The sequence below is a fragment of the Bradyrhizobium sp. 192 genome (genome assembly GCF_023100965.1).
Taxonomy (GTDB): Bacteria; Pseudomonadota; Alphaproteobacteria; order Rhizobiales; family Xanthobacteraceae; genus Bradyrhizobium; species Bradyrhizobium symbiodeficiens.
Genome location: NZ_CP064690.1, coordinates 3747746 through 3764621, shown reverse-complemented (window position 1 = coordinate 3764621; position 16876 = coordinate 3747746). Strand labels below are relative to the sequence as shown.

Genomic DNA, 16876 nt, shown 5'->3' with positions numbered 1-16876 from the left:
CTCTGTTCCATGTCGCGGAACGGAGTGGCACAAAGCGCTGGACACCTCCGCCGCCGTGGATCAAAAATGGCCGGCGATGGCATTTGGTATGCCAGAAGCCAACTTGTCAAGCCGCGACGCTTATTAGAATACTGCAAAAAATAGCCAGCTTGACATTCTGGTATTTGGTATGCCAAAAACTTTCCCGTTAATAGTCATGTAAAAGACGACTCCCACTGGAGGAGATTCGTCGTGTCACTGCGGAAACCAACCAAGGCGTTGCCGAACATGGCCGAGGCAGATATCGCAATCGTTCGTATTGCCCCGGAGTCGAGCTTCAAGAACAAGGCGTATGACGCCTTGAAGGAAGCCATCCTCAAGATGGACATCTACTCGACGCCCGAGCCGGTGATGCTGGACGAGCGCGCGCTGTCCGAACGCCTGGGCGTCAGCCGCACCCCGATCCGCGAAGCCATCGCGATGCTCGAGCAGGACGGTTTCGTGAAGACGGTGCCGCGCCGCGGCATCATGGTGGTGCGCCGGACCAAGAGCGAGATCGTCGACATGATCCGCGCCTGGGCGGCGCTGGAGAGCATGGCCGCGCGCCTCATCACCACCACCGCGCGCAAGAAGGACATCACGGCGCTGCGCGACTACTTCAAGGACTTCAGCAAGGACCGCCTGCCCGAGGATCACGTCGAGGAATATTCGCGCGCCAACATCGCCTTCCACCAGGCGCTGATCTCGCTGTCGGAATCGCCGGTGCTGGTCGATCTCACCAACGACCTCCTGCTGCACGTGCGCGGCTATCGCCAGCTGACCATCGGACGCAAGGATCGCACCGCGACCTCCCTGCCCGAGCATCTCGGCATGATCGAAGCACTGGAGGCGCGCGACACCGAGCTCGCCGAAAAGCGCGCCCGCGATCACACCCTCGGCCTTGCCGCTTACGTCGAAGCGCACGGTCAGGAACTCTTCTAGCAACGTTCACCAGAAGGGCGAACAACTCGCCCCAGTATTGAGACCAGGGAGACAAGGCCCATGCTGAACACCGCGACCAAGTCCGAAGCACCGGGCACCGAGCAGGAGCTGACGGATGGCTTTCATCTCGTCATCGACGCGCTCAAGCTGAACGGCATCAACACCATTTATAATGTGCCGGGCATCCCGATCACGGATTTGGGCCGCATGGCGCAGGCGGCCGGCATTCGCATGATCTCGTTCCGCCACGAGCAGAATGCCGGTTATGCGGCGGGCATCGCCGGCTATCTCACCAAGAAGCCCGGCATCTGCCTCACCGTCTCCGCGCCCGGCTTCCTCAACGGTCTCACCGCGCTCGCCCACGCCACCACCAACTGCTACCCGATGATCCTGATTTCGGGCTCGTCCGAGCGCGAGATCGTCGACCTCCAGCAGGGCGACTACGAAGAGATGGACCAGCTCGCGATTGCCAAGCCGCTGTGCAAGGCGGCCTATCGCGTGCTGCACGCCCAGGACATCGGCATCGGTCTCGCCCGTGCGATCCGCGCTGCGGTCTCGGGCCGTCCGGGCGGCGTCTATCTCGACCTGCCGGCAAAACTGTTCGGCCAGGTGATGAACGCCGATGCCGGCCGGAAGTCTCTGGTCAAGGTGATCGACGCAGCACCTGCGCAGATCCCCTCGCCGGCCTCGATCAAGCGCGCGCTCGACGTGCTCAAGGGCGCCAAGCGCCCGCTCATCATCCTCGGCAAGGGCGCGGCCTACGCCCAGGCCGACGAGGAGATCAAGACCTTCGTCGAGAAGAGCGGCATCCCCTTCCTGCCGATGAGCATGGCCAAGGGCCTCCTCTCCGACACCCATCCGCAATGCGCAGGCGCTGCCCGGTCGACGGTGCTGAAAGAGTCCGACGTCGTGCTGCTGATCGGCGCGCGGCTGAACTGGCTGCTCTCGCACGGCAAGGGCAAGAACTGGGGCGAAGCGCCCAAGAAGTTCATCCAGGTCGACATCGAGCCGCGCGAAATGGACTCCAACGTCGAGATCGTCGCCCCCGTGGTCGGCGACATCGGATCGGTCGTGTCCGCGTTCAACCAGGCCATGGCGTCGGGCTGGACCGCCCCGCCCGCCGAATGGACGAAGGCGATTTCGTCCAAGCGCGAAGAGAACGTCGCCAAGATGGCGCCGAAGCTCATGAACAACAAGTCGCCGATGGACTATCACGGCGCGCTCGGCGTCTTGAAGAACGTCATCAAGGATCATCCCGAGGCGATCCTCGTCAACGAGGGCGCCAACACGCTCGACCTCGCCCGCGGCGTGATCGACATGTACCGGCCGCGCAAGCGTCTCGACGTCGGCACCTGGGGCGTGATGGGCATCGGCATGGGCCAGGCGATCGCCGCTGCGCTCGAGACCGGTCACCCCGTGCTCGCGGTCGAAGGCGACTCGGCGTTCGGCTTCTCCGGCATGGAGGTCGAGACCATCTGCCGCTACAATTTGCCGATCTGCATCGTCATCTTCAACAATGACGGCATCTATCGCGGCACCGACGTCAACAGCGTCAACGCGGATCCCGCGACGACGGTGTTCGTCAAGGGCGCGCGCTACGACAAGATGATGGAAGCCTTCGGCGGCGTGGGCGTCAACGCCACCTCGCCCGACGAGCTCAAGCGCGCCGTCAACGAGGCCATGAAGTCCGGCAAGCCGACACTCATCAACGCGGTGATCGATCCGGCCGCCGGCTCGGAGAGCGGCCGCATCGGCAACCTCAATCCGCAGAGCGTCTTGCAGAAGAAGAAGTAACAGGCCGCCGGGTCACTCCCCGCGCAGGCGGGGAGTCCAGTGCTCGCCGAAACCACATGAGTGGCGAGCACTGAGCCCAATCGAAACGACAGCGAATATTGGATGCCCGCCTTCGCGGGCATGACGAAAACAAAGTGGTAACAGGAGCAACAGCATGACCAAAGCGCTCACGGGCGTTCGCATTCTCGACTTCACCCACGTTCAGTCAGGACCGACCTGCACGCAGCTGCTCGCCTGGTTCGGCGCCGACGTGATCAAGGTGGAACGTCCGGGCGTGGGTGACATCACCCGCGGCCAGCTGCAGGACATCCCGAACGTGGACAGCCTGTATTTCACCATGCTCAACCACAACAAGCGTTCGATCACGCTCGACACCAAGAACCCCAAGGGCAAGGAAGTCCTCACCGAGCTCATCAAGAAGTGCGACGTGCTGGTGGAAAACTTCGGCCCCGGCGTGCTCGACCGCATGGGCTTCCCCTGGGAGACGATCCAGGCGATCAACCCGAAGATGATCGTCGCCTCGATCAAGGGTTTTGGCCCCGGACCGTACGAAGACTGCAAGGTCTATGAGAACGTCGCGCAGTGCACCGGCGGCGCCGCCTCCACCACCGGCTTCCGCGATGGCCTTCCGCTCGTCACCGGCGCACAGATCGGCGACAGCGGCACCGGCCTGCATCTGGCGCTCGGCATCGTCACCGCGCTCTATCAGCGCACGCATTCGGGCAAGGGCCAGCGCGTCACCGCCGCGATGCAGGACGGCGTGCTCAACCTCGCCCGCGTCAAGCTGCGCGACCAGCAGCGCCTCGCCCACGGCCCCCTCAAGGAATACAGCCAGTTCGGCGAAGGCATCCCGTTTGGCGATGCCGTGCCGCGCGCCGGCAATGATTCCGGCGGTGGCCAGCCCGGCCGCATCCTGAAGTGCAAGGGCTGGGAGACCGATCCCAATGCCTACATCTACTTCATCACCCAGGCCCCGGTCTGGGAGAAGATCTGCGACGTGATCGGCGAGCCTACCTGGAAGACCGATCCCAACTACGCCAAGCCGGCGGCCCGCCTGCCGCGCCTGAACGAGATCTTCGCCCGCATCGAGCAGTGGACGATGACCAAGACCAAGTTCGAGGCGATGGAAATCCTCAACAAGGACGACATCCCCTGCGGTCCGATCCTGTCGATGAAGGAGCTTGCCGAAGACCAGTCGCTGCGCGCGACCGGCACGGTGGTCGAGATCGACCACCCCACCCGCGGCAAGTACCTCTCGGTCGGCAACCCGATCAAGCTGTCGGATAGTCCGAGCGACGTCGAGCGCTCCCCCCTGCTCGGCGAGCACACCGACGAGATCCTGCGCTCGGTGCTCGGCTTCAGCGACCATCAGGTCGCCGACATCCACAAATCCGGCGCGCTCGACCCGCCGCAGAAGCAGGCCGCCGAGTAGGCGGGCGTAACGGTGAACGACGAAGGCCGCCGGTTTCGGCGGCCTTTTTGTACGGGCCGAAGGAACCCAACGCAGCCGGAGGCCGTTATTCTTTCGACCGGCGTACTTGGAAAGTTGGAGTGTGCGGGTACGGCGAGTGACCAAGCCTCGCGCCAGCCCCGCCCGACATTGAAGAATGATCCACTCTGCCGTTCTGAGGGTGACTAGTCAGTCCATATCGGCTTAAAAGCGGGAGGCGTCGTGTCCGGCGCTCGCGGGCCATGTCCATTGATCCATGTCCATTGATCCATGCCCGTTGATCGAAGCGAGGTTGAAATGGTGAAGGACCAATCCACTGATCGGGCCAAGCGCGAAGCAGACAAGGCGTTCAAGCCTGTCACGACGCAGAAGCCGATGAATGATTATGCGAAGGACCAGCACTCCCAGAACGAGAATCGCGAGCGGCTGAAAGCCGAGCGATTGGCGCGCGAGGCAGGGTTGAAAGGGCTTCCCGAATAGGAAGCGTCCTGTCGCTGACGACGATCTGGGATCCGGCCAACTGAAGGCCGCCGAAATCGACGTCTGATGTCGATCTGAAGCGCAGTTGTTGTCCAAGCATGATCTTTTTGGGAGCCGCTACGCGCTTCCCTGATCAGGCGTTAAAGCATCGAGAGGACGACGATGCCGTCTTCGAGCTCCCCGGATGTCAGCCGGGTCCGCGCGATGCGCTCGAACTCGGTTCGGTGCTTCTGAAAATAGCTGAAGGCCTGTTTCTGCGTTTGATATGTCGTCGCGAGCCGGCACGTCTGCCGGCCTGCACCAAGCGCCAGAAAAAAGGTGATTGTTCCCCCACCGTCCGACTTGGCTCTACGCACGACCAGCACTCCTTAGCATGTGACCGGTCCCTCCAGATGTCGTCAGGGGCGCTGCCGAAGTCGACTATTGCGGCGGTTTCTTCTTGCGCTTCGTCGGGGTCGGTGCCGGCAACGATGCGCGAAGGGTTGCGTCAGCCGCTTCCTTGGCTTGGCGCAGCTCCCGAAGCCGGGCCATGTTCTTGCGAACCTCGACCCCCTGCTTTTCGGCATCCGCCATCGCCCGCGCTCCTTCTTCAGCCGCCAGGCGCTGACGGTTGGAACGCGCGATACCTTCGGGTGACGGTTCGGCCGATTTCTTGGCGCTCATCCTTCACCGTGCTCCACAACAGACAAAACCCGCTCAATCCTTACGATCGAGCGGGCAGCGTCACCGTTTCAGTACATCCGTGAAACGGCACCAGAGAGCTCAAGCCAGCGAGAGATTCTCAGCGCTGACTTTGCCCCGCATCTTGTCGGTCTTGGCCTCGAAGTTGACCTTTTGGCCCTCAGCGAGACCCGCAAGACCAGCCCGCTCGACCGCGCTGATGTGAACAAACACATCGTTACCGCCGTCGTCGGGCTGAATGAATCCAAAGCCCTTCTGGCCGTTGAACCACTTCACGGTACCTGTCGTCATTTTCTTCTCCAAAGCGCGCGAGCGCATATCCCGCGTGACGCTCACGCGGAACCAATTCAACTCGTCGATGTCTCTGGAAAAAGAGCCCGCGGGCGCATTCAACAAGGCACAGCGGCTGAACGAACGGATTTAAGGTATACCTCACAATCCGCACTTGCACAATCCCCACTTGCAAGGCTTGGCCAAGCTTATTTGCACCAGGGAACGGCGGGAACGGTCCCTGATCTGAGGCGACTACCCGGGGCCTCCTCGGGCGAACGCTCAGTGATCTCCGCCAGAGAGCTGCTCACGGAAGAACGTCACGACCGCCGCGTTGAACTCGCGGTGAAAGCCTGCCCGGTCGAACCCCGCCGGCACGTCCGTGCAGATGCGCGGGACAGCGGCCGCGAGTTCGGGAGAACACGGAGCGAGGAACGCAAAATGGCCTGCCGGCACGTCATGAATTTCTGAACGAAGGACGGCAGCGGAATTGTGGCTTTTGTTGATGAAGCGTAGACACTGGGGCTGGTCTTAACGCTCGGAATGGGAGGTCACGATGTCACTTCTGGGCAAGGCCGCCGTCGCGATGTGGTGGAGTATCCGTCCGGACCAGCGCGAGGAGTTCAGCGACTGGCATTCGCATGAGCACTTTCCGGAGCGGATGAGCATTGCCGGCTTCCGGCGCGGTTCGCGCTGGACAAGCACGACGGACGCGGAAGGCTTCTTCGTGCTCTACGAACTCGAACAGTACGAGGTCCTCACCTCGACTGGATATCTCGACCGGCTCAACGCGCCGACGCCATGGTCGACCAAGATGATGCCGCATCATCTCGGCATGGTCCGCAGCCAGTGCCGGGTGGCGGCGAGCTTCGGCGGCGGCGTCGCGAGCTCGCTCGCGACCGTCAGGTTGTCGCCGGAAGCCGGACGGGATGCGGAGTTGCAGATGAGTCTCACCGAAACGCTCGGCGCATTGGCGCAGCGGCCGGGGCTGACAGGCGGCCATCTCCTTCTCACCGACACGCCTCGCATGAGCGCGCCCACGACCGAACAGCAGATCCGCGGCAAGGACGGCGCCGCCGACTGGATCGTCCTGCTGTCGGGTTACGATGCGAATGTGGTCGAGGACGTGACCGCCGGCCGATTCTCGCCGTCATCACTTCGCGCAGCGGGCGCTCGCGAGGATATCCTGGTTGGCCGCTTCAGGCTGTCACTCACGATGACGCCGCAGGATGTCGCAGCCACCTAGCAGACCGGCCGGACGACCTCTAAAAAAATCCAGGACGCCTGTCGGATCGGCGGCTTCGCGGTCGTCCTCGTGACATGAATGGGCCATAGACGCCAATCTTGAGACACCAATTCTGAGACACCAATCCTGGGCCCATCAATCACTGAGGACAACAACCATGCCCAGCACGATCCGCCTGCACCGCGTTCTCGCGACCAGCCCGCAAAAAGTCTATCGCGCCTTCCTGGAGGCCGATGCGATGGCGAAATGGCTGCCGCCGAACGGCTTCACCTGCACCGTGCATCATTTCGAGCCCAAGGTCGGCGGCACGTTCAAGATGTCGTTCCGGAATTTCACCACGGGCAACAGCCATTCGTTCGGCGGCGAATATCTCGAGCTCGTCCCGGGCGAACGCCTCCGCTACACTGACAGGTTCGACGACCCCAACCTGCCCGGCGAGATTGAGGTCACCGTGGTCCTAAAGAAGGTTTCGGTCGGCACGGAAGTGGACATCACGCAGGCCGGCATTCCCGACGTGATTCCGCCCGAGGCCTGCTATCTCGGCTGGCAGGAATCGCTGCGCAATCTGGCGAAGCTCGTCGAGCCCGAGATCAATCAGTAGCGACCACCAGGATTGCAGGGTGGGCAAAGCCCAGCGCGCCCACCGATGCTCTCTCAACCCTGGAAAGATGATGGGCAAGGCGCTCCGCGCCTTCGACATCCGACGGCACCGAATGTGCGGTGTTGATGTGCGTCAAACTGGCAGAAGGACAAAGCGGCTAGGAGCAGAAGTCTTCCCTGCGGGCGTCGGAGGCGAGATGATGAGATTTGCTGTCGAATGGTTGATGGTTGCCGGTCTTGCCGCTGGTTTCGCGATCGCCGCCAGGGCCGAGGAAGTTGATATCGGCAAGGCGGAATTTCAGTCTTCGTGCGCGAGTTGTCATGGCGCCGATGCAAAGGGCAACGGGCCGGTCAGCGGGCAGCTCAAGACCACGCCTTCCGACTTGACCATGTTGACCAGGAACAACAACGGGGTGTTTCCCACCAACGCCGTGTACGAAACCCTCTATGGGTCGAAATCAGTTCCAGCTCATGGCACTCGTGAAATGCCGATCTGGGGCGAACGGTTCAACCCCATCATCAACCTGCCCCACGCCGTCGATCCCTATTATTGGCAGAAAGCCGGGCCCCAGCAAAACCCGGAGGTCGTGGTGCGGACTCGCATTCTCGCCGTGATCGATTACCTGAACCGAATTCAGCAGAAATAACGACCGAACAGCGCCGAAGGGACGCGGCTCGCCCCCCGTTTTGCCCTCGCCTCGAGCCCACCGCCGGCAGTCCAGCGGTCGGGGTCGGGACTGTGCCCGATCAGCGCGAGGCCATAGGCGATCGACTCGAACTGGTCGCCCGACATCAGCCGTTCGTTGCCGAACCGCTCGGCGAACAATTTTCGCACCGCAGGCACGAAGGACGTGCCGCCGGTCAGGAACACCTTCTCGATCTCGCGCGCGGTGACGCCGGCTTCGGCCAGCACCTTGTCGACGGTCGCAGCAAGCCGCGCGATATCGTCGGCAATCCAGGCGTCGAATTTCTTCCGCGTGATGGCCGCGCCGATATCGACGCCACCGCCCTTGAAACGAAAATCCACCTCGTCCTGCACTGAGAGCGCGACCTTTGCGTCCGACACCGCGCGGTACAGCGAAAAGCCGAGGTCGAAATCGACGATGGTGATGAAATCCTCGAGCAGCTTCGGCTTCAACGCGGTGCGCGCGAGATCCCTGAGCTCGCGCAGGTCGCCGTTGCTCTTCATCATCGCCAGTTGATGCCAGCGCGCGAGGTTGGTGTAATGGCCGCTGGGGACCGGCAGCACCTTGTCGAACGAGCGGAAGCTGGAGCCCTTGCCGAGCCGCGGCGAGACGACATGGTCGACGATGCGATAGTCGAACGTGTCGCCGGCGATGCCGATGCCGGCGTGTCCGAGCGGCTCGGCGCGGAGGGCTCCGCCTGTCCGCGAGAAACGCATCACGGAGAAGTCGCTGGTGCCACCGCCGAAATCCGCGACCAGCACGGTGGCATCGCGCTCCAGCCGGCGGGCAAAGGAGAACGCCGCACCGACGGGCTCGTAGACGTAACGCGCATGGCCGGCGCCCAGGCGCTCGAACGCGGCGCGGTAGCGCTGCATCGCCAGCGCCTCGTCGGGATTGCCGCCGGCGAAGCGCACCGGGCGGCCGACCGTGATGTTGGACGTCTCGAAGCCGAACTTCTCGCCGCCATGGCGCGCCAACGTCCGCAGGAACGCCGCCAGGATATCCTCGAACTTGAAGCGCTGCCGGAACACCTGCGTGGTCTGGAAGCTGGAGCTCGCAGCAAAGGTCTTGAACGACTGCAGGAAGCGGTAGACGTGGCGTCCTTCGAGGAACGTCTCGATCGCCCAGGGGCCGCCCTCGGCCTGGGCGCCGGCGCCCGGCCGGTCCTCCCAGAAGCACAAAGCCGACACGTAGACGCTATGGCGCTGTCCGCCGTGGTCGAAGCGGATGGCCTCGACCCGGCGATCGTCCGCCGCGATCGCGACGACGGTGTTGCTCGTCCCAAAATCGATGCCGATCGAGACGGCGGGCGAGGCGCTCGACATGAACCACTCTGACAGATGATTGGAAAAGGGGGCGAACCACTAACGGCTTTGCATCGCCGTGCCAAGGCCCGCTCGCTGCAGTGCGCTCCGGAACTTGGCGCCCGTTGCCGCGAGACTCCCGCTGCGGGCCGACAATTTGAGCCCTTTTTCCGTCCCTCGGCTGCGAAAGATCCGCGGACCGCGCCGCGCTTGCAATCTTATGTCCGAACGGCCCGTTAACGCGGCGTTATGCTGCAATGCGAGAGAGCGCGTGCTGCTATGCAAACAGGCGCGTAGACTTTGGCATCTGGTATACATAGAGTTCCTCTCGAAAAGAGACAGCACTGCTGACCGTCTCGAGAAAGGAATTCCGATGTCCAAGACCGCTTCCGTCGCTCTCGCCCCCTCCGCCTCGCTGTTCGCCCGCCTGCTCGCCTCGATCGACCGATTCTTGATGGCGAGCGCGCAGGTTTCCAACCGCAACGGCGACCTGCCCCGTTTCGGCCTCTGAAGCGCGCAGGCGCTTCAACAGAAACAGAGCCTGCTCGCCGGAAAACCGGCAGACCGACATGGCCCCCGAAAGGGGGCCATTTTTTTGTCCTCGCGCGGCCTCCTGCCGGGGCAAGTGCGACGATTGGTCCGGCTGGGCGCCAGCTGATCCAATTGTTTGTCCACTGGCATCTCGCATACCATTATTCAAAATAATGGTGGCGCAACCCAAGGTGTTAAGCAGGGTGCGTGATGCAGGGTGGGAGCGGCCGAGAAACTTATCCCAAAGAAGCGGATGCCGGGCCTTGTCCCTCCTCATAAAGTTCAGTTGGTAAGACCACTGCAATGGGCGATCCGCAAAGGATGATCCAAGGCACGTAATCCGGGATGGGCTGACGCAAGCCGACAAAGAGCGGCGCGGTTAGGGTTGGACAGGGAGAGAGTAAGATGAAGCTATTTGTTCTGAATGTCGCCGCGGCGGCGATCGCGGTGTCGTGCGTCAGCACCGCAAGCTCTGCGGGTTGGGAGCCGGTCCGCCCGGTCGAGTTCATCGTGCCTGCGGGCACCGGCGGCGGCGCCGATCAGATGGCGCGCACCGTCCAAGGCATCGTCACCAAGCACAATCTGATGAAGCAGCCGCTCGTCGTCATCAACAAGGCCGGTGGCGCCGGCGGCGAAGGATTTCTCGACGTAAAGACGGCATCGGGCAATCCTCACAAGATCATCATCACGCTGTCGAACCTGTTTACGACACCGCTGGCGACCGGAATTCCGTTCAACTGGAAGGACCTGACGCCGGTCGCCATGCTCGCACTCGACGAATTCGTGCTCTGGGTCAACGCCGAGAAGCCGTACAACAGCGTCAAGGATTACGTCGACGCCGCGAAGAAGGCCCCGGCCGGCTCGTTCAAGATGGGAGGCACCGGCTCCAAGCAGGAAGACCAGATCATCACGGTCGGCATCGAGAAAGCGGTCGACACGAAGTTCACCTACATTCCCTACAAGGGCGGCGGCGAAGTGGCGGTGCAACTCGTCGGCAACCACGTCGATTCGACCGTCAACAATCCGATCGAAGCGGTCGCGCAATGGCGCGGCGGCAAACTCCGTCCGCTCTGCGTGTTTGACGGCCAGCCGATGGCCTATGACGAGCCGATCGCCGACGGCAAGGCGTGGAAGGATATCCCGACCTGCAAGTCGCAGGGCCTGGCGATGGAATACCTGATGCTGCGCGGCATCTTCATGCCGCCCAAGGCCACGAAGGATCAGATCGAATATTACGTCGAGCTGTTCAAGAAGGTCCGCGCCACGCCAGAATGGCAGGAGTTCATGAAGAGCGGCGCCTTCAACACGACCTTCATGACGGGCGCCGACTACGCCAAGTGGATCGAGGCGGAGGAGAAGCGCCACGAAGGCTTGATGAAGGAAGCCGGCTTCCTCGCGTCGGCGAATTGAGCCGCGCCATCGACGACGGCTGAGGACGCTGGTCGTCCTCACGCCTGCCGCGACCGCGAAAGACTGCGTTTCCGCCTGGAGGTCCCATGACTGAACGATCCGGATCCGGATCTGGCCCCGCACACAAGACGCTGGAAATCGGCATGGCGCTGTTGATCGCCGTCTTCGGGCTGGTCGTGATCTTCGGCAGCCTGAAGGCCGGCATCAACTGGGGTGCGGAGGGCCCACGTGCCGGCTTCTTTCCCTTCTATGTCGGGGCCGCCATCGTCGGCGCAAGCGCCATCAACCTCTGGCACGCGCAACGCGACGACGACGGCCGGCTGTTCGCAGAGTGGGGACAGCTGCGCCAGGTCATGAGCGTCGTCGTGCCCACCGCGATCTATGTCGGCTCGATGCCGTTCATCGGTCTCTACGTCGCATCGATGGTCTTCATCGCCTGGTTCATGCGCTGGCTCGGCGGCTATCGCTGGCTGACGACCATTGCAATTGCGGTCGGCATGCCGGTCCTGACCTATCTGGTTTTCGAGCGCTGGTTCCTGGTCCCGCTTCCCAAGGGTCCGCTCGAGGAGTGGCTCGGTCTGTAATAGCCGCATATTTATTCAGTTACTGCTGCAGGACTCATCGACATGGAAGAGTTAGCCAACCTGTTTCACGGCTTCGCGGTCGCCCTGCAACCTTACAACATCATGCTGATGATCATCGGCATCACGCTCGGTGTCATCATCGGTGTGCTTCCGGGGCTCGGCGGCGCCAACGGCGTGGCGATCCTCCTGCCGCTGACCTTCAGCATGCCGCCGACGTCGGCGATCATCATGCTGTCCTGCATCTATTGGGGGGCCTTGTTCGGTGGCGCCATCACCTCGATCCTGTTCAACATACCCGGCGAGCCTTGGTCAGTGGCGACGACCTTCGACGGCTATCCGATGGCGCAACAGGGCAAACCCGGCGAAGCGCTGACCGCCGCCTTCACGTCGTCCTTCGTGGGGGCGCTGTTTGCGGTCATCATGATCACCCTCGTTGCGCCCCTCGTCGCGAGCTTCGCGCTGCGGTTTGGTCCGGCAGAAAAATTCGCCGTGTACTTCCTCGCCTTCTGCAGCTTCGTCGGTTTGAGCAAGGAGCCCCCGTTCAAGACCATTGCGGCGATGATGATGGGCTTTGCACTCGCGGCGGTTGGCCTCGATTCGATCACAGGGCAGTTGCGGCTGACCTTCGGCGTCACGGAGCTGCTCAACGGCTTCGACTTCCTGATCGCCGTGATCGGCCTGTTCGGCATCGGCGAGATCCTGCTGACCATGGAGGAAGGGCTGGCATTCCGCGGTGGCAATGCCGCCATCAATCTTCGGGTTGTGCTCCAGACCTGGCGCGAGCTGCCCGCCTATTGGATGACCTCGCTGCGTTCCTGCGTGATCGGATGCTGGATGGGCATCACGCCCGCCGGCGCGACGCCGGCATCCTTCATGAGTTACGGCATTGCCAAACGGGTGTCGCGGCGCGGCAACAACTTCGGCAAGGGTGAGATCGAAGGCGTGATCGCGCCGGAGACGGCGGCGCATGCCGCCGGCACCGCGGCGCTGCTGCCGATGCTCTCGCTCGGCGTGCCCGGCTCCCCGACCGCGGCCGTCCTGCTTGGCGGCCTCTTGATCTGGGGCCTGCAGCCCGGTCCGATGCTGTTCGTCGAGCAGAAGGAATTCGTCTGGGGCCTGATCGCCTCGATGTATCTCGGCAATCTCGCCGGCCTCATCGTCGTGCTCACCTGCGTGCCGATCTTCGCCGCGATCCTTCGGGTGCCCTTCGGCATCATCGCGCCGCTGATCCTCGTGCTCTGTGCAATCGGCGCCTACTCGGTGCACAACAGCACCTTCGACGTGATGCTGATGCTGGTGTTCGGCGTGCTCGGCTATCTCCTGAAGAAGTGCAACTACCCGCTCGCGCCCCTGGTGCTCGCCATCGTGCTCGGCGACAAGGCGGAGGAGGCCTTTCGGCAATCGCTGCTGGGATCGCAGGGCTCGCTCGGCGTGTTCTTCTCCAACGGCCTCGTCAGCACGATCATGGCGCTCGGTCTCGTCGCCCTGTTCTGGTCTTTGATCCAGGAAGGTTACAGCCGGCTGCGCACGTCGATGGCGTGAGGCGCGCAATCCGCGACGCCGCCAACGCCAAATTGCCGCAGGTCGGACTTCTGGAATATAGAATTCCAGGAATTGCGCGATCTCCGATCGACCGCGCGTCGGCGGCCGCAAAGCGGTGCACGCATCGAAGTCCCCAGCGCGCGGCCTTCTACGTCGCGCTTACGGCGCCGCCGCCGAACGAATAGTATCTATTCAATCAGCGCTTTGAATGGGATCAGCCGCCATTGGCGCCGACAACGCTCGACAGCGATGGGGCTTTACAATCCCGCGCTCATCGCGCATGTGAACACGCGTTATTTTGCCGCACCTCTCTCTCCCTCGGTTGAATCTTGGCATAATGCATACCAGTATGCCCGCCAGCGCATGCATAAAAATGATCGGCGCGTTCGGGAGGGTTTTTAATGACGGACATGGTGCAGGCAACGGCCCCTACAGCCGGGCGCGTTAGCGACACGTATCGCTGGGCGCAATTGGCGGTGGGTGTAGCGGCGATGGTGATGATCGCCAATTATCAATACGGCTGGACGTTCTTCGTCCCCGACATCCAGAAGAAGTTCGGCTGGGATCGCGCGTCGATCCAATGGGCCTTTACCCTCTTCGTCCTGTTCGAGACTTGGCTGGTCCCGATCGAAGGATGGTTCGTCGACAAATACGGTCCGCGACTCGTGGTGCTGGTCGGCGGCGTGCTTTGCGCCATCGGCTGGGCGATCAACGCGCAGGCCACCACGCTCAACGGCTACTATCTCGGCATGATCGTCGCCGGCATCGGCGCCGGCGGCGTCTACGGCACCTGCGTCGGCAACGCGCTGAAATGGTTTCCGGACAAGCGCGGTCTTGCCGCGGGCATCACGGCCGCGGGCTTTGGTGCGGGCTCCGCGCTGACCGTCGCGCCGATCCAGGCCATGATCAAGGACAGTGGATTCCAGACCACCTTCCTCTATTTCGGCCTCGGACAGGGCATCATCATCTGCATCCTGGCCTTCTTCCTGCTCGCGCCGAAAGCGGGTCAGGTGCCGAACGTGGTGGCGAACGCCAATCTGCTGCAGACCCGGCGCAACTACCAGCCGACCGAAGTGCTGCGCCAACCGATCTTCTGGCTGATGTATTTCATGTTCGTGATCGTCGGCGCCGGCGGCCTGATGGTGACGGCGAACCTGAAGCCCATCGCGGCCGATTGGAAGGTCGACAACGTACCGGTCACGCTGATGGCGGTGACGATGACGGCAGTGACGTTCGCGGCCACGATCGACCGCGTGCTCAACGGCCTGACGCGTCCGTTCTTCGGCTGGATCTCCGACATGATCGGCCGCGAGAACACGATGTTCATCGCCTTCGGCATGGAAGGTGTCGGCATCTGGATGCTCTACCTCTGGGGCCACGATCCGATCTGGTTCGTGCTGCTCTCGGGCTTCGTGTTCTTCGCCTGGGGTGAGATCTACTCGCTGTTCCCCTCGACCTGCACCGACACGTTCGGCGCCAAGTTCGCGACCACCAATGCCGGCCTGCTCTACACCGCGAAGGGCACCGCCGCACTGCTGGTGCCGATCGCCAATTACATGCAGCAATCGTCGGGTACCTGGGACAGCGTGTTCATCATCGCGGCCGGCGCCAACGTCCTGGCTTCGCTGCTGGCGATCGCGGTGCTCAAACCGTGGCGCAAGGTCGTGGTCGCCAACTCGACCCTCGCCTGACGCGCTCCCCATAGCTCTTCACCGAGCAGACGCCCGGCCTCGCGGCCGGGCGTTTTCGTTTGGCGAGTCCCCGCCTCCCCACGGCCATGGAACCGTAGATTTGTGACAATCCGCCGCAGTTAGAGCTTGATTTCTGGAATATGGTATACCAAGCTCCGCAGAGCGCTTGCGACGATAAGACACAATATTTGCGACACTGGGTCATCTTGCAATCCCACGTCGCATTCAATCAGGCGCATTGGGAGGTTCTTGATGATTTCCAGCACGGATGGCGCCGTCACGGCCGCGCCTCTTCGCACAGGTTTCCGTTGGCTCCAGCTCGCCATGGGCATCGTCTGCATGGCGATGATCGCCAACCTGCAATATGGCTGGACGCTGTTCGTCGATCCGATCGATCACGCCCACCATTGGGGCCGCGCCGCGATCCAGCTCGCCTTCACCATCTTCGTCGTCACCGAGACCTGGCTGGTGCCGGTCGAGGCCTGGTTCGTCGACAAGTACGGCCCGCGCATCGTCGTCATGTTCGGCGGCGTGATGATCGCGCTGTCCTGGATCCTCAATTCCTACGCCGACAGCCTTCCCCTGCTCTACACGGCGGCCGTCATCGGCGGCATCGGTGCGGGCGCGGTGTACGGCACCTGCGTCGGCAACGCGCTCAAATGGTTTCCCGATCGCCGCGGCCTCGCCGCCGGCGCAACCGCCGCCGGCTTCGGCGCCGGCGCCGCAATCACGGTGGTGCCGATCGCCAACATGATCGCATCGAGCGGCTATCAGCACGCCTTCCTGAGCTTCGGCATCGGCCAGGGCGTGATCGTGTTCGTGCTCGCCTTCTTCATCCAGCCGCCGCGAATCTCGATCCCGCCGAAGAAGAAGCAGCTCAATCTGCCGCAGACCAAGATCGACTTCACGCCGCCGCAGGTGCTGCGCGCCCCTATTTTCTGGGTGATGTACCTCGTCTTCGTCATGGTCGCCTCCGGCGGTCTGATGACCGCGGCGCAGATCGCGCCGATCGCGCACGACTTCAAGATCGCCGACACGCCTGTTACGCTCGCGGGCTTCCAGATGGCGGCGTTGACGTTCGCGATCTCGCTCGACCGCATCTTCGACGGCTTCGGTCGCCCGTTCTTCGGCTTCGTGTCCGACACGATCGGCCGCGAGAACACCATGTTCATCGCCTTCGGCACCGCAGCCCTCATGCTGTTGGCGCTGTCGGCCTACGGTCACGTCCCGGTCGTGTTCGTGCTCGCGACCGCGGTGTATTTCGGCGTCTTCGGCGAGATCTACTCGCTGTTCCCGGCGACCTGCGGCGACACCTTCGGCTCGAAATTCGCGACCACCAACAACGGCATGCTCTACACCGCGAAGGGCACCGCCTCGCTGCTGGTGCCGCTCGCGAGCGTCATCTCGACCGCCTATGGCTGGAAGGCCGTGTTCGTGGTGGCCGTGGCGCTGAACGCGACGGCGGCGCTGATGGCGCTGTTCGTGATCAAGCCGCTGCGCCGCTCCTTCATCCTGGGCAAGGAAGCCGAGAGCGCGAATACCGCAACGACGAGCGCCAAGACCGAGACGGCGTAGCGACCACGCGCCATCGGATCGGTCGGAAGGGGCGCAGCGATGCGCCCCTTTTTCTTTGGCTCCTTCGCCCTC

The 16876-nt window shown here is 62.8% G+C and carries 17 protein-coding genes and 1 pseudogene; 13 read left to right on the top strand and 5 right to left on the bottom strand.

What is annotated here, in order from left to right:
* The first annotated feature begins 267 nt into the window (after positions 1 to 267).
* From IVB24_RS17050 to IVB24_RS17035, 4 genes are all read left to right on the top strand, one after another.
* Entirely contained in the window at positions 268 to 960 is a 693-nt protein-coding gene (locus IVB24_RS17050; RefSeq protein ID WP_162006348.1) for a GntR family transcriptional regulator, read from the top strand.
* Positions 961 to 1020: 60 nt separating this feature from the next.
* Positions 1021 to 2754, top strand: coding sequence for an oxalyl-CoA decarboxylase (gene oxc / locus IVB24_RS17045; RefSeq protein WP_247773830.1), 1734 nt, complete (start codon positions 1021 to 1023; stop codon positions 2752 to 2754).
* 154 nt (positions 2755 to 2908) lie between these two features.
* Positions 2909 to 4186, top strand: a complete 1278-nt coding sequence (gene frc, locus IVB24_RS17040) for a formyl-CoA transferase (RefSeq protein WP_247773829.1) — start codon at positions 2909 to 2911, stop codon at positions 4184 to 4186.
* A 315-nt stretch (positions 4187 to 4501) separates the two neighbouring features.
* Positions 4502 to 4684, top strand: coding sequence for a hypothetical protein (locus IVB24_RS17035; RefSeq protein WP_094975056.1), 183 nt, complete (start codon positions 4502 to 4504; stop codon positions 4682 to 4684).
* 140 nt (positions 4685 to 4824) lie between these two features.
* Here IVB24_RS17035 and IVB24_RS17030 read toward each other — a convergent pair whose 3' ends face one another.
* From IVB24_RS17030 to IVB24_RS17015, 4 genes and pseudogenes are all read right to left on the bottom strand, one after another.
* On the bottom strand, positions 4825 to 5049 hold the full coding sequence (locus tag IVB24_RS17030; RefSeq protein WP_094975057.1) for a hypothetical protein: 225 nt from the start codon (positions 5047 to 5049) through the stop codon (positions 4825 to 4827).
* Positions 5050 to 5104: 55 nt separating this feature from the next.
* Positions 5105 to 5347 (bottom strand): transcriptional regulator, encoded by a 243-nt coding sequence (locus IVB24_RS17025; RefSeq protein ID WP_094975058.1) that lies wholly within the window; start codon positions 5345 to 5347, stop codon positions 5105 to 5107.
* Between the two features lie 99 nt (positions 5348 to 5446).
* Complete coding sequence (locus IVB24_RS17020; RefSeq protein ID WP_026201564.1) at positions 5447 to 5656, bottom strand: cold-shock protein; 210 nt, start codon at positions 5654 to 5656, stop codon at positions 5447 to 5449.
* Between the two features lie 261 nt (positions 5657 to 5917).
* A pseudogene (locus IVB24_RS17015) lies at positions 5918 to 6103 on the bottom strand (hydrolase); the annotation flags it as partial.
* A gap of 88 nt (positions 6104 to 6191) precedes the next feature.
* Between IVB24_RS17015 and IVB24_RS17010 the strand changes: the two are divergent.
* The 3 genes from IVB24_RS17010 (at position 6192) to IVB24_RS17000 (ending at position 8128) form a co-directional block, all read left to right on the top strand.
* On the top strand, positions 6192 to 6881 hold the full coding sequence (locus IVB24_RS17010) for a hypothetical protein (RefSeq protein WP_247773828.1): 690 nt from the start codon (positions 6192 to 6194) through the stop codon (positions 6879 to 6881).
* Between the two features lie 157 nt (positions 6882 to 7038).
* Positions 7039 to 7482, top strand: coding sequence for an SRPBCC family protein (locus tag IVB24_RS17005; RefSeq protein WP_247773826.1), 444 nt, complete (start codon positions 7039 to 7041; stop codon positions 7480 to 7482).
* 19 nt (positions 7483 to 7501) lie between these two features.
* Entirely contained in the window at positions 7502 to 8128 is a 627-nt protein-coding gene (locus IVB24_RS17000) for a c-type cytochrome (protein WP_244642994.1), read from the top strand.
* On the opposite strand, the gene IVB24_RS16995 is transcribed toward IVB24_RS17000, so the two are convergent.
* Positions 8116 to 9492 (bottom strand): Hsp70 family protein, encoded by a 1377-nt coding sequence (locus tag IVB24_RS16995; protein WP_247773825.1) that lies wholly within the window; start codon positions 9490 to 9492, stop codon positions 8116 to 8118. The genes IVB24_RS17000 and IVB24_RS16995 overlap by 13 nt on opposite strands.
* Before the next feature lie 352 nt (positions 9493 to 9844).
* Between IVB24_RS16995 and IVB24_RS16990 the strand changes: the two genes are divergently transcribed.
* The 6 genes from IVB24_RS16990 (at position 9845) to oxlT (IVB24_RS16965) (ending at position 16804) form a co-directional block, all read left to right on the top strand.
* A complete protein-coding gene (locus IVB24_RS16990) occupies positions 9845 to 9982 on the top strand; it encodes a hypothetical protein (protein WP_162848635.1) in 138 nt (45 codons plus the stop codon).
* Between the two features lie 425 nt (positions 9983 to 10407).
* Positions 10408 to 11412, top strand: coding sequence for a tripartite tricarboxylate transporter substrate-binding protein (locus IVB24_RS16985; protein WP_094975063.1), 1005 nt, complete (start codon positions 10408 to 10410; stop codon positions 11410 to 11412).
* Positions 11413 to 11498: 86 nt separating this feature from the next.
* Positions 11499 to 11996: a tripartite tricarboxylate transporter TctB family protein gene (locus IVB24_RS16980; protein WP_140478172.1), complete on the top strand. Its 498-nt coding sequence runs from the start codon at positions 11499 to 11501 to the stop codon at positions 11994 to 11996.
* A 42-nt stretch (positions 11997 to 12038) separates the two neighbouring features.
* The gene (locus IVB24_RS16975; protein WP_247773824.1) at positions 12039 to 13538 is read left to right on the top strand and encodes a tripartite tricarboxylate transporter permease; all 1500 of its coding nucleotides are present in this window, start codon (positions 12039 to 12041) and stop codon (positions 13536 to 13538) included.
* A gap of 401 nt (positions 13539 to 13939) precedes the next feature.
* Complete coding sequence (gene oxlT / locus IVB24_RS16970; RefSeq protein WP_094975066.1) at positions 13940 to 15229, top strand: oxalate/formate MFS antiporter; 1290 nt, start codon at positions 13940 to 13942, stop codon at positions 15227 to 15229.
* A gap of 252 nt (positions 15230 to 15481) precedes the next feature.
* The gene (oxlT, locus tag IVB24_RS16965) at positions 15482 to 16804 is read left to right on the top strand and encodes an oxalate/formate MFS antiporter (RefSeq protein WP_247773823.1); all 1323 of its coding nucleotides are present in this window, start codon (positions 15482 to 15484) and stop codon (positions 16802 to 16804) included.
* Positions 16805 to 16876: the final 72 nt, after the last annotated feature.

Excerpts from the sequence above, each read along its gene's own strand:
- oxc (WP_247773830.1), top strand. The coding sequence starts at position 1,021 with ATGCTGAACACCGCGACCAAGTCCGAAGCACCGGGCACCGAGCAGGAG.
- IVB24_RS16985 (WP_094975063.1), top strand. The coding sequence starts at position 10,408 with ATGAAGCTATTTGTTCTGAATGTCGCCGCGGCGGCGATCGCGGTGTCG.
- IVB24_RS17050 (WP_162006348.1), top strand. The coding sequence starts at position 268 with ATGGCCGAGGCAGATATCGCAATCGTTCGTATTGCCCCGGAGTCGAGC.
- IVB24_RS17020 (WP_026201564.1), bottom strand. The coding sequence starts at position 5,656 with ATGACGACAGGTACCGTGAAGTGGTTCAACGGCCAGAAGGGCTTTGGA.
- IVB24_RS17005 (WP_247773826.1), top strand. The coding sequence starts at position 7,039 with ATGCCCAGCACGATCCGCCTGCACCGCGTTCTCGCGACCAGCCCGCAA.
- IVB24_RS16995 (WP_247773825.1), bottom strand. The coding sequence starts at position 9,492 with ATGTCGAGCGCCTCGCCCGCCGTCTCGATCGGCATCGATTTTGGGACG.
- frc (WP_247773829.1), top strand. The coding sequence starts at position 2,909 with ATGACCAAAGCGCTCACGGGCGTTCGCATTCTCGACTTCACCCACGTT.
- oxlT (WP_247773823.1), top strand. The coding sequence starts at position 15,482 with ATGATTTCCAGCACGGATGGCGCCGTCACGGCCGCGCCTCTTCGCACA.
- IVB24_RS16990 (WP_162848635.1), top strand. The coding sequence starts at position 9,845 with ATGTCCAAGACCGCTTCCGTCGCTCTCGCCCCCTCCGCCTCGCTGTTC.
- IVB24_RS17035 (WP_094975056.1), top strand. The coding sequence starts at position 4,502 with ATGGTGAAGGACCAATCCACTGATCGGGCCAAGCGCGAAGCAGACAAG.
- IVB24_RS17010 (WP_247773828.1), top strand. The coding sequence starts at position 6,192 with ATGTCACTTCTGGGCAAGGCCGCCGTCGCGATGTGGTGGAGTATCCGT.
- IVB24_RS17025 (WP_094975058.1), bottom strand. The coding sequence starts at position 5,347 with ATGAGCGCCAAGAAATCGGCCGAACCGTCACCCGAAGGTATCGCGCGT.
- oxlT (WP_094975066.1), top strand. The coding sequence starts at position 13,940 with ATGACGGACATGGTGCAGGCAACGGCCCCTACAGCCGGGCGCGTTAGC.
- IVB24_RS16975 (WP_247773824.1), top strand. The coding sequence starts at position 12,039 with ATGGAAGAGTTAGCCAACCTGTTTCACGGCTTCGCGGTCGCCCTGCAA.
- IVB24_RS16980 (WP_140478172.1), top strand. The coding sequence starts at position 11,499 with ATGACTGAACGATCCGGATCCGGATCTGGCCCCGCACACAAGACGCTG.